This window comes from Iodobacter ciconiae (assembly GCF_003952345.1).
Classification (GTDB): Bacteria; Pseudomonadota; Gammaproteobacteria; order Burkholderiales; family Chitinibacteraceae; genus Iodobacter; species Iodobacter ciconiae.
Genome location: NZ_CP034433.1, coordinates 486,942 through 499,302, shown reverse-complemented (window position 1 = coordinate 499,302; position 12,361 = coordinate 486,942). Strand labels below are relative to the sequence as shown.

The window sequence follows — 12,361 nt, the reverse complement described above, 5'->3', positions numbered from 1 at the left end:
CATGCCTTACGGGCGTAATCCTTACTTCACCAGCACCTGCCCCATCATCCCCAGGCCTTCATGCTCCAGGATATGGCAGTGGAACATACGCAGGCCCCTGTGTTTCTGGGTAATTAAAATGCGGGCGCTTTGATAGGGCTTCAGGTTAAAGGTATCTTTATGTGCCCGCCACGGAGCAGATATGGTTTTGCCTTTAAGCGTCGTATCCAGAATCTCGAACTGCGTACCATGAATATGAAAAGGGTGATCCATATGGGAGTCATTCACGATTTCCCATAGCTCAGTCTCACCAACACGGCTGGTCAGATCGACCCGCTTCATATCGTAGCCTTTGCCATTCACCAAGAATTGCATGCCGTGCTGACCGCCCTCCATACTCATGATTTCGCTGAAAACCACACGTTTTTTGGCCACAGGTTTAATTTTTGGCGGCAGGGTGCGTAAGCGCTCTGGCAGTTTGGCAACACTATCTTGGGTAAATTTTATGCTTGCCAGCTTCATGTCGCGCTCGGGTGCTACCTTGCCCATTTTACTTCTGTCATAAGCCAGCGCCATCAGACTGGCGTCACCTTCCGGCCCAGCTACAATCCATTCGGCACGCTCGCCCGGGGCAAGCAGCAGCTCGTCCACGATTTGCGCCCGCTCTAAAAGGCCACCGTCGCTGCCAACCAGAATAATTTTTCTGGAAGGAACAGCAAGGCGTAAATAACGGGCACTGCATGCATTCCAGATACGCCAGCGTTGCACTGCACCCACCGTAATCACAGGTTCCCGCTGGCCATTAACCAGGGCAAACTGCCCTTCACGACCATTCATCCAGTCGTTCCTGTCGTTGTCTGGAATACTGACATCACTGTCCAGCCGCAAATCTGAAATCACCAGATGCTGCTCGGCCAAATGCCTCAGCACATCATCTTTAGCCCGCACAATAAAGAGCCCCGCCAAGCCTCGGTATACCTGCTCGGGCGTGTCTCCATGCGGATGCGGGTGATACCAGTAAGTGCCTGCCGATCCAGCAGGCAAAGTAAACCGGTACAGCCGCTCGCCCCCTGGCGGCACAGCGTCTTGCGGATTACCATCCTGATCGGCGGGTACCGGCATGCCGTGCCAGTGTATGGTGGATGCCTGCGCCAGCTTGTTAACAAAGCGAATTTCTACCGTATCGCCTTCAAAAGCCTCAATCAGCGGCCCGGGAATATTACGGTTATAAGCCCAGACCACCGTTTTTTTACCCGGTACCAGCTCTGCTTCAAATGGCTCGGCAGTGAGCGTTGCTGCAACCACGGCAGTTTTTGGACTGAGATTAGGCAAGCGAAATAAAACAGCATGTGGGTTCCCGGCAGGCAGGGCTTCTACAGCCAGCAAGCTGATATTTTCTGACATTATTTTAAGCGGCATAGCAGGTGTAGCTGAGGCATGCCCCGCATGCGCGCTGTGATCCATCGCAGCCCAAAGCGGGTTAGAAGTGAAAGCAAAGCCGGCAGAACCTAAGGCCATATGTAAGAAATGTCTGCGATTCATAATTTTTACACCCTATTCGACAGAAAATAATTTAGGCTCAGCGGCATTGCCCAGTTGATAAATCTTTAAAGTGCCTTTAACTTCCGGCCCCATACCTGGTGAATTTTGTGGCATACCGGGTGCGCTAATTCCAACAATAGCCGGTTTTGCACGCAGCAGCTTTTGAATTGCAGCCACAGGTACATGGCCTTCTACCGTGTAATGAGCGATGCGGGTAGTGTGGCAGCTGGCCAGATTGGACGAGCCAAACTGCTTACTCACAGCCGACATATCGCTGCTATTGATGGCATTGACTTTAAAGCCATTTTTTTCCAGATATTTCACATACTCATCGCAGCAGCCACAAGTCGGGCTTTTATACAAAGTGGCATTAATCGCCGCCATTGCAGGCTGCGCCAATAGTGTTAAAGCAAAGATAAATAATAATTTTTTCATGACAAGATCACCCGATCAACCAGCCGCGACAAAGCCGCTGGCCAAAGCAAGAATATTTCAAAAAGTAGAGATACAGTTTGGGCCTGAATCAGGCCAATTGCGGTGGTTTATCGGGAGAATCAAGGGAGGGATCAGGCAATAGCTGCGCCGCCACGCGATTAAACACGGGCTGCATGGTAAGCGGTTTAGAAAAACTTAAAACAACAGGAAACCCAGGGTAATGACTCAGGCAGGATTGCAGGCAATCAGCCATCAATGGCGATTTATCTATATGGCATTTTTCGGCAGTAGACATCTGCATCGTGTGGCAAGCTTTGCTAGGCATAGGCGCAACCCACCCCGCCATGGCCGTATTCAAGGCCAAGACTGACACCAACAAAAAGAAAAGCCACACTTTTTTCATGAAACCAATTGTATCACTGCAAGGTTTGATCGCTCGCCTAAAAAGTTACAGGCAGCAATTCTGTTAATTTGGGACTCGATATCTTCCACAGGCTCAGCTTCAGCTGCAAATATTTTGACAATTAAATTTTGCTGCTGACATTTGTGTTTAAAAAACCTGCAGCAACACTTTGCCAATATTTTTATTCTCTGCTATGTATTGATGGGCAGCCGCCGTGTCTTCCCAATTAAAACTGCAATCTACAGTTATTTTTAATTGCTCGGTATTTAAAGCAGGTAAGATTTTATCCCTTAATGCTGCAGCTACTTGTGCTTTTACTTTTAACGGCTGAGCGCGCAGGGTGGAGCCGGTCAGTCGCTGGCGCTTCATTAAGAGCTGCCCCAGATTAATGTCTGTGCTCACTCCTCTTAATAAGCCAATCAATACAATTTGCCCGTCAGTATTCAGGCAAGCCTGATTTTTAGCCAGATAATCTCCGCCCACGCCATCCAGAATCAAATCCACTCCACCCGCTTCTTTGACCACTACGGCAAAATCCTGCTGCTGGTAATCCACCACCAGATCAGCTCCCAGCTGGCGGCAAAATTCAGTTTTCCTGGCTCCGCCTGCAGTCGCAGCCACCCAGGCCCCCAGGTATTTGGCTAGCTGAATACTGGCCGCTCCCACGCCACTGGCCCCTGCATGGATCAGCACCCGCTGGCCAGCTTGCAGCTTGCCAATTTCAACCAGATTAAGCCATGCCGTCATCCACACTTCGGGCAGGCTGGCTGCATCGGTAAAAGACAGATTCGCTGGCTTTTTAATCGCAAGCATGGATTCCAGCAGGCAAAATTCGGCATAAGCCCCGCCCCTCACCAGCCCAAGTACCTCATCGCCCACAACAAAATCAGCCACGCCCTCGCCCAGCCCAACCACGACTCCCGCCACCTCCAGACCCAGAATATCCGAATCCCCTGCCGGTGGCGGATAGCGGCCTGCGGCTTGAGCCAGGTCAGCACGGTTAATTCCTGCGGCGTGCACACGAACTAACAATTGCCCGGCAGCCACTTTTGGCAATGCAGCTTCTCCCAGCAATAAAGTTTGTTTTTCTTGAATTACAGCGCGCATGGCAACCTGCTTAGTAAGGTGAAAAAGTAGAGATCAATCATTTCTCTTTCCGAAATGGTGACGAAAGCCTGAAAATCAACCGCCAACGGCCTGTCAGTTTTTCACTCCAGAAACCAAGTTCCAGCGACATCAGAAGCCAAATCTTAAGGCCCGGGAGCACAAAGAGACTGGCCACTTTAAAATAAGCCCTGTCTTTTAAAATATTAAGTCTCGCTAATTCCGGTCAGCTGGGTCGCAATCGACTGGTGCGGCAGCGCCAGATATTGCTCAGCCTGCATTTCGGTTAAACGGCTGGCCGTGCGAAAAAATTCGCTGGCTTGCATGCCTTCCTGATACAACTCGTCCACGGCGGCTTGCGCCGAGATAATCAGTTTTACACGATGATCATAAAACACATCCACAAGCCAGGTAAAACGCCGTGCTTCAGCAGACTGACTGCTTGCAAGCCTGGGGATATCAGACACGAGCACCGTGTGATAGGTGTGCGCAATTTGCAAATAATCAGCCTGGCCGCGTGCATCGCCACAAATTGCAAAAAAATCAAACCACACCACACCCGCAGCCACCCGCCTGGCTTTAATAGTACGGCCTTCAATTTTTAGCTGTGGCGAGCTGTCTTTACTGGTCGCTATCGCAGAAAACAGGCGGTCCAATTCTGCCGCACTTTCCGCAGTATTGGGTGAAAGGTAAGTTCTGGCCTGGGTCAGCGTGCGCATACGGTAATCATTGCCGCCATCCAGATTAAACACACCCAGCGTGCGGTTAAGCAAGGCAATGGTTGGCAGAAAATTATTACGCTGCAAGCCATGTGGATACAGCCCATCCGGCGGGTAATTGGATGTGGTAACCAGCACCACACCACGCTTAAATAAATGCTCCATCAAACGGCCTAAAATCATGGCATCAGCAATATCGGAAACATGGAACTCATCAAAGCACAGCACGCGCACCGCTTTAGCAATTTTACTGGCCACTGCCGCCAGCGGGTCTGTTTCACTTTTTAGCTGACGCAACTCATGATGAACTTCTTGCATAAACTGATGAAAATGCAGCCTTTTCTTACGCTTATATGGAAGGGCTGCATAAAATGCATCCATTAGAAAACTTTTCCCTCGCCCCACTCCGCCCCAGAAATACAAGCCACGCGGCAAATCAGGCTGCGGCAGAAGTGATTTGCCAAACAGCCGGCTACGCTTGGTTTTAAATTGCACAAGCTGATGATAAAGCGCATCCAGCTTATCAATAGCTTCAGCCTGTGCCGGATCGGCAATAAAACCGGGGCTGGCACTGAGGCCCTGATACCAAGCCTTAGGGCTGGTTCCTTGCGTGGGAGGAGCAATTACATGTTGGGACATTACTAAAACCTGTCATAGAATAAGCCTAGATTATAAGGCCCACACACTATTTGGCTATTTGATTCTGTATTTAAAACATAGTTTCTTTTCACTACTTGATAAACAAAGCTCAAACACAAAAAATAAATGCCGCTCGACAGGGCAAACTGATAAACGCAGCTTGTTTTCCTGTGTTTACGGCTTACAAATCTCCTATAAACACTTTAAGCGCTACAACACAACGGTTATCCGCTTTTAATATTTATGAAGCAGGTGTTCAATAAATAGTATCACCATTGCTTTGGCAAAAGGATTTTGTGATGAATAATATGCGCGTAAAAAACAAACTGTTTCTCGGCTTTGCTATGATTTTAATCCTCCTGGGATTTATGGCCTTCCTTAGCTTAAAAAACATGAGAGAAATTGATGATACAATAGTAGATTTAATGGATGATCGTTACCCAAAAATAGCCATTTCCAATGAATTAATGCTTCTTACTTTAGATAGTGGCAGGCAAGTTCGTAATATCGCCCTATCCACAGACAAAGAAGACAATGCCAAAGCAATCGGCATCCTGAATGACAATAGAAATAAAACCAAAAACAAATTACTCGATTTAGAAAAAAGGCTGAATACCTCAAAGGGTAAAGAATTGTTCCAGATAGTTAGCCAAACAGGGGACGTTCTTGATACAAAACTCGATGAATTTTTAAAAATTGCTGATGACCATAATGCAGCATGGCCATTTATTAAAACTCAGGTTGCTCCCAATAACAATACCTATATCAATGCCTTACACGAATTAACCTCTTTTCAGGAAGGGCTCATGCAACAAGGTAAAAATGCTGCCTATGAAAATTATACATCAGCAAAAAATGTCATTATTTCTGCCAGCCTGGCAGTACTGATACTGGGGATAATTATTGCTTTATATACAGCCAATTTAATTACTAAGCCTTTATTACAAGCAGCCGAAGTAGCCAAGCAAATAGCTGCTGGCGATCTTTCCTATAACTGGAAAAATATCATTATATATAAAGATGAAATTGGCCATTTACAAAATGATATTAAAGAGATGCAAAGCAGCTTAGGTGGCATTATTCAAATGATGACCAATAATGCTCAATCTGTTTCATCTACGGCCAGAGAACTGGCATCCGCATCACAGCAAGTTTCTGCCAGCACCGACCAGCAAACCTCCTCGGCCAGCTCAATGGCTGCCGCGGTAGAAGAAATGAGCACCAGCATGGACAGGGTGGCGTCCAACACCGAAGAAGTTGGCAACCAGGCCCATAGCGCAGGCTCTTTAGCCGAATCAGGCAGCAACGATGTACAGGCAGCAGCCAAAGAAATGGAGCAAATTGCCACCGAGGTAGGCAGCGCTTCCAAGAAAATCGAATACTTAGGCAAGCAAATTGAAGAAATTGGCAGCATTGTAGTGGTGATTCGTGAGGTCGCAGACCAAACCAACTTGCTGGCACTGAATGCCGCCATTGAAGCGGCCAGGGCGGGAGAGCAGGGACGCGGCTTTGCGGTAGTAGCCGATGAAGTTAGAAAACTGGCCGAGCGGACCACATCATCTGCAGCACAAATCACCACCATGGTCAGCGCCATTCAACAAGGTGCACACGAGGCCATTGACAGCATGCAAAACGGCCACCAACGCGTAGACGACGGGCTCACTCTTACCAATCAGGCACGAGAAAGCATTCTGAAAATTAACAACAGCAGCCATCATGTAATAGGGTCTGTTAGCAGCATCACAAACCAAATGCAGGAACAACGCGCCGCAGCACGCGAGCTGGCACTCAGCGTGGAAAGAATCGCCCAAATGACAGAAGAAAATGCTGTAGCAGTGCGCAGCATGAGCTCATCAATTATGGATCTTGATGGTATGGCCAAGCAGCTAACCGCTTCTGTAACACGCTTTCGTTTGAGCTAATCTGCACGGGGTGAGTGATCCTCCCCCCTGCTGCTACTTACTTTGCATCCCGGTATTTGGCCATCAGCCGCACATAATGTGCCGCAGAATAATTAAAATTGGCCAGTTCTGCTTCATTAAGTAAACGTTTTTTCTCTGCCGGGCGGCCCATATACAGCCAGCCCGATTCAAGGCGGCGGTTTGGCGGCACCAGTGACCCGGCCCCGATCATCACCCGCTCTTCAATCACCACTCTGTCCAGCACAATAGTACCCATACCGATCAGGCATTCATTGCCAATGGTACAGCCATGCAGCATCACCCCATGCCCAATCGTGACCCGCTCGCCAATCACCAGCGGCGCGCCTTCAGGATCATCAGGACGCTTATGGGAGACATGTAAAACAGCGCAATCTTGCACATTACTGTCTTTACCGATACGAATGGCATTTACATCTCCACGAATGACTGCACCCGGCCACACCGAGGCGTTTTCACCCAGCACCACGTCGCCAATCACTTGCGCCGAATCGTGTGCCCATGCACCCGGTTTAACTTCGGGCTTAATACCCTCAAACAGGCCAATTGCCATAATTTGTATCCCCTGAAAAAAGCTTATTGTAAGTGATCACCTACAATATATTTACAATTAATCATGAAGAGACACTCAGGCCCACAGACTCTGGCCTGAAAAGCAAAGCATGAATTTGACCGTGCATGATCAGTAAATACGAGGCAAACATCTTATGATGCCTTGAAATAAAGGCGAATCGCTCTCATCTACTCAGCAAACCCCCACCCCACTTTATGCGAGTCTGCTTAAATGACTAATCCACTCCTCAATCTGAGCGGTAAATTGCCTGATTACCCCGGTGTTAAACCAGAGCACATAAATCCGGCTCTTGATACGCTACTGGCCAGCTCAGCAGCCGCCGTTAGTGCGGCAGAAAAAGTAAACAACCCAACGTGGGCGAACTTTGTAGAGCCTCTGGATGCTGCTCTGGAAAAACTTGGTTTGGCCTGGGGGGTAATTGCGCATTTAGAAAGTGTTGTCACCACGCCTGAGCTGCGTGAAGTTTACAATGCTAATATTGCGCGCATCTCCAATTTTTATACCGAGCTAGGCCAGAACGAACTTCTGTACGCGCAATACAAACTAATTGCTGCAAGCAGCCAATTTGCCAGCTACAACGCCGCCAGAAAAACCATTATTGAAGACACGCTCAGGGATTTTCGCCTGAGCGGCGCTGAGCTGCCCCAGGCGCAAAAACAGCGCTTTGCCGAAATCGCCGAAGAGTTATCCGAGCTAACAGTTAAATTTGGCCAGAACGTGATGGATGCCACCGACGAGTGGAGCCTTTATATCGAGGACATCACAGAGCTGGGTGGCTTACCGCAAGACTGGCTGTCTGCCGCCAAATCCGCTGCGACCACCGATGGGAAAAGCGGCTACAAAGTCACCCTAAAGCAGCCTAGCCAGGGCCCGGTGATGCAGTTCTGTGGCAACCGTAAACTGCGCGAAACGGTGTATCACGCCAATGCCACCCGTGCCTCAGAATTTGGCCCGGCAGAGCGCGATAACGGCCCGCTGATTAAACGTATTCATGCCTTACGCCTTGAAGCGGCTCAGTTACTGGGTTTTAATAATTATGGCGAAGAATCGCTGGCCACCAAAATGGCTGATACACCTGCTGAAGTCGCCGCCTTTCTGCGTAATCTGGGCCACGGTGCCAAGCCTTTTGCCGCCAAAGATCGCACAGAATTAAAAGCATTCGCTAAAGAGCATCTCGGCTTAGACGAGCTGGCCGTTTGGGATTACGGCTTTGCAGCCGAGAAATTATCCGAAGCCAAATATGCGTTTTCGGCCCAGGAAGTCAAAGCTTACTTTACCGAGCCAACCGTTTTATCTGGCCTCTTTAAAGTAATTGAATCCTTGTACAGCCTGCGCTTTGTTAAAGCCAGCGCGCCAGTGTGGCATCCGGATGTCAACTACTACGCCCTGCAAAACCTTGATGGCAGTGCCGTGGGAGGCTTGTATCTGGACCTCTATGCACGCACCGGCAAACAAGGCGGCGCATGGATGAACGATGTACTCAGCCGCAATCGCAAAGGCGATGACTTACAAAACCCTGTTGCCCTGGTGGTCTGTAATTTCTCTGCCGGTGTAGATGGCAAACCGGCGCTCTTGACGCATGACGATGTGATCACCCTCTTCCACGAATTTGGCCATGCCCTGCATCACCTCTTAACCGAGGTGGATGAATCCGGCGTATCCGGCATCAATGGCGTGGAATGGGATGCGGTGGAATTACCTAGCCAGTTTATGGAAAACTTCTGCTGGGAATGGCAGGTCTTGCCTGATCTGACCCGCCATGTAGACAGCGGTACAGCCTTGCCACGCGGGCTGTTCGACAAAATGCTGGCAGCCAAAAACTTTATGAGCGGCAGCGCCATGGTGCGCCAGGTCTTGCTCTCGCTATTTGATATGGAGCTGCACGCCAGCACCGATGTCATCGATGCTGCCGCACAAAATGCCGCGCTGGTGGCTGAATTCGAAACCCCGCTCGCCCCAAGCTATAACCGCTGGTTTAATACCTTTAGCCATATCTTTGCCGGTGGCTATGCAGCAGGTTATTACAGCTATAAATGGGCAGAAGTGCTGTCTGCCGATGCCTATTCTGCCTTTGAAGAAGCCGCCGCTACAGGCAAATCGATTCTGGACCCCACCACCGGCGCACGCTTCAGAAAAGAAGTGCTCGCTATGGGTGGCAGCCGCCCGGCGATCGACTCCTTCATGGCCTTTCGAGGCCGCAAACCAGAAGTGGCGGCTTTACTGAGGCATAATGGTTTGAATTAAACACCGCAAGGGTGGGCACGATTTTGTGCCCATGCGGAAAAATCAGTACTTATATGAGCCTTTCCCATGGGTAGAATTAAACTGTTTTACCCATCCCGCAATTTGCCTTTAAAAACCCAGGAGAAATATCCCATTCTTTCCCTGCCCTCGCATATTTTTTGCAGACAGCGGCTTTATTTTTAGTTCATCATTCATGCTGTAATGCCCATACTGCTTATCACCCGCAACAAAACTCCCGTATATTTTTAACTGCAGTGCCCCGCCCTTTACTGGATAATCCCCTCTTTCCCTAGCTCAGCTACCTTGCATGCATACACTTTCACAACTTCGCTCAGGTGAGCTCAAAGGCATTAAACGGCTGGATTTATCTTGTGGCCTTACCACGTTCCCGGAAGAAATTTTCTCCCTGGCAGACTCCCTAGAGATTCTGAATCTATCCGGAAACGCACTCTCCAGCCTACCAGAGCATTTGCCTCAACTTAAGTTTTTGAAGGTGATTTTTTGCTCAGACAATCAATTCGATCACCTGCCAGAAGCATTAGGGCACTGCAGCAGGCTTAGTATGGTGGGATTTAAAGCCAATCAGATTCAAACCATCAGTGCAGCGGCTTTACCACCAGAGCTACGCTGGCTAATCCTTACAGACAATCAAATCAGCCAGTTACCTGAAAAGCTAGGCCAGTGCCAGGCTTTACAAAAACTAATGCTGGCCGGTAATCAGCTACAGTCTTTGCCCGAAGCACTGGCCGCTTGTCAAAATCTGGAGCTGATTCGCATCTCTGCAAATCAGCTTTCAACTTTACCAGGCTGGCTCTTTAACCTGCCCAAGCTGGCATGGCTGGCTTTTGCTGGCAACCCATTCTGCCAAACCACCAAGGAGCAATATTCTCAGCCTATCTGCTGGCAAGATCTCAGCATCAAAGAAAAATTAGGCGAAGGGGCTTCTGGCGTCATTTTTAAAGCACACTGGCAGCATGCCAATAATTTACCTGTTGCCCTCAAAATATTTAAAGGGACGCTCACCAGTGATGGCCTGCCCCAAAGTGAAATGGCCGCATGCATTGCTGCTGGGCAACATACTAATCTCATTGGCGCAATTGGCAAAATAACAGATCACCCCGATCATGCTGCAGCTCTGCTTATGCCATTTATTGACAAAAGCTTTCACAATTTGGCAGCGCCCCCTGACCTTGGATCATGCACACGGGATATTTACGCCAAAAACCAACGTTTTAAATTACAAACTACATTAAATATTGCTTTTAGTATCGCAGATGCAGCAACCCACCTGCATTCCTCAGGCATTTTGCATGGCGATTTATATGCCCACAATATTTTAATTAACGGGGAAGGTGAAACAAAGCTGGGAGATTTTGGAGCAGCGTCTTTCTATACGATCGAACAAAAATTACTGCAGAATATAGAAGTACGTGCATTTTCTTATCTACTTGAAGAATTAATCAACCACACAGACAGCACAAATTTAAACGCATTAAAACAATTACAAATAGACTGTGCACATCCAGAGCCGGGTAAAAGACCCTTGTTTGCATCCATTAAAGAGCAATTAAACAATATGCTTTTAATCCTCCAGCGGCAAAATCTATAAAAGAAGCAAAATAATCATCACAAACTTAATGATGCTCTGATTCATCATCTGAAAATAAAACCGAAATATCAGGAAAAGAACATTGAATTCGTAATAACGCTTCTACAACAGTAGGATCAAAGTGAGACCCAGCGCCTTTTACAATAATACTAATTGCTTCTTCATGTGAAAGAGCCGGTTTATATACCCGTTTGGAAACCAGAGCATCATAAACATCAGCAACGGCCATTAACCTTGCAGAAAGTGGAATCTCCTCTCCCTTTAGTCCCTGAGGATAACCACTACCATCCCATTTTTCCTGATGGCTATAAGCAATCTCACGCGCAAAATGTAAAAACTTATCTTCTTTTGTTCCTAAATAACTCTCCACCGAAGTAATAACATCCCGCCCGTAAACCGTATGCATTTTCATTAAATTAAATTCTTCATCCGTTAATTTACCCGGCTTCAATAAAATATGATCAGGAACACCCACCTTGCCAATATCATGCATTGGTGCCGATTTATATAACCACTGTATATTGGCTGATGTTAATTCATTACTAAAACGAGGATTTTCCGCCAGCTCCAGAGCCAACAAAGCCACAAAGTGCTGTGTCCGCCGTAAATGTTTACCCGTTTCGTTATCACGTGTTTCAGCTAAAGAGGCCATTGCCAAGATTGTTGCCTGCTGCAAATGAGCCAGTTCACGTGTTCTTTCCTGAACTAAATATTCCAGGTATTGATTCTGATTTTTTAAAAATACTTGTGCGGCCTTTAATGCAAGCTGTGTCCGCACTCGTGCCAGCAAAATAGAAGAGATAATAGGCTTACTAATATAATCTGCCCCCCCCACAGAAAACCCCTCTTCCTCATCTTCAATTGCCGTTTTAGCAGTAAGAAAAACAACTGGAATATCTTCAGTTTCCTTATTCGCCTTTAGCTTTACGCATACCTCATAGCCATTCATATCCGGCATCATGACATCCAGCAAAATAAGATCAGGCCGTGGATCAGTAAGCGCCAAACGTAAAGCAACCTCACCATGATTAGCTACTTTAACGCGATATTTATCCCTCAACAGGCCATTAAGCAACATTAAATTATCAGGTGTATCATCAACAACTAAAATTGTTAACCTGTTTTCCGGCATATGCTGCTGTTCCATATTTACTCCTTACTTCCTGAGCATTT

10 protein-coding genes are annotated in these 12,361 nt (G+C 47.8%); 3 read left to right on the top strand and 7 right to left on the bottom strand.

Going from position 1 to position 12,361, the window contains the following annotated elements:
• Positions 1 to 21 precede the first annotated feature (21 nt).
• The 5 genes from EJO50_RS02130 to zapE all read right to left on the bottom strand — a co-directional run bounded on the left by EJO50_RS02130 (position 22) and on the right by zapE (position 4,821).
• Entirely contained in the window at positions 22 to 1,521 is a 1,500-nt protein-coding gene (locus EJO50_RS02130; protein WP_125971360.1) for a multicopper oxidase family protein, read from the bottom strand.
• 12 nt (positions 1,522 to 1,533) lie between these two features.
• Complete coding sequence (locus EJO50_RS02125) at positions 1,534 to 1,956, bottom strand: DUF411 domain-containing protein (protein WP_125971359.1); 423 nt, start codon at positions 1,954 to 1,956, stop codon at positions 1,534 to 1,536.
• Between the two features lie 88 nt (positions 1,957 to 2,044).
• Positions 2,045 to 2,281 (bottom strand): hypothetical protein, encoded by a 237-nt coding sequence (locus tag EJO50_RS02120; RefSeq protein WP_125971358.1) that lies wholly within the window; start codon positions 2,279 to 2,281, stop codon positions 2,045 to 2,047.
• Between the two features lie 225 nt (positions 2,282 to 2,506).
• Positions 2,507 to 3,466, bottom strand: a complete 960-nt coding sequence (locus EJO50_RS02115; protein WP_125971357.1) for an NAD(P)H-quinone oxidoreductase — start codon at positions 3,464 to 3,466, stop codon at positions 2,507 to 2,509.
• A gap of 203 nt (positions 3,467 to 3,669) precedes the next feature.
• Positions 3,670 to 4,821 (bottom strand): cell division protein ZapE, encoded by a 1,152-nt coding sequence (gene zapE / locus EJO50_RS02110; protein WP_125971356.1) that lies wholly within the window; start codon positions 4,819 to 4,821, stop codon positions 3,670 to 3,672.
• Between the two features lie 299 nt (positions 4,822 to 5,120).
• Between zapE and EJO50_RS02105 the strand changes: the two genes are divergently transcribed.
• A complete protein-coding gene (locus EJO50_RS02105; protein WP_125971355.1) occupies positions 5,121 to 6,743 on the top strand; it encodes a methyl-accepting chemotaxis protein in 1,623 nt (540 codons plus the stop codon).
• A gap of 37 nt (positions 6,744 to 6,780) precedes the next feature.
• On the opposite strand, the gene EJO50_RS02100 is transcribed toward EJO50_RS02105, so the two are convergent.
• On the bottom strand, positions 6,781 to 7,314 hold the full coding sequence (locus EJO50_RS02100) for a gamma carbonic anhydrase family protein (protein WP_125971354.1): 534 nt from the start codon (positions 7,312 to 7,314) through the stop codon (positions 6,781 to 6,783).
• 231 nt (positions 7,315 to 7,545) lie between these two features.
• Between EJO50_RS02100 and EJO50_RS02095 the strand changes: the two genes are divergently transcribed.
• Together EJO50_RS02095 and EJO50_RS02090 are read left to right on the top strand one after the other, a co-directional pair.
• Positions 7,546 to 9,579: a M3 family metallopeptidase gene (locus tag EJO50_RS02095; protein WP_125971353.1), complete on the top strand. Its 2,034-nt coding sequence runs from the start codon at positions 7,546 to 7,548 to the stop codon at positions 9,577 to 9,579.
• Between the two features lie 307 nt (positions 9,580 to 9,886).
• On the top strand, positions 9,887 to 11,188 hold the full coding sequence (locus EJO50_RS02090) for a leucine-rich repeat-containing protein kinase family protein (RefSeq protein WP_125971352.1): 1,302 nt from the start codon (positions 9,887 to 9,889) through the stop codon (positions 11,186 to 11,188).
• Positions 11,189 to 11,213: 25 nt separating this feature from the next.
• Here the strand turns inward: EJO50_RS02090 and EJO50_RS02085 are convergent, their stop codons facing one another.
• A complete protein-coding gene (locus EJO50_RS02085; protein ID WP_233702152.1) occupies positions 11,214 to 12,335 on the bottom strand; it encodes a response regulator in 1,122 nt (373 codons plus the stop codon).
• Between the last annotated feature and the right edge of the window lie 26 nt (positions 12,336 to 12,361).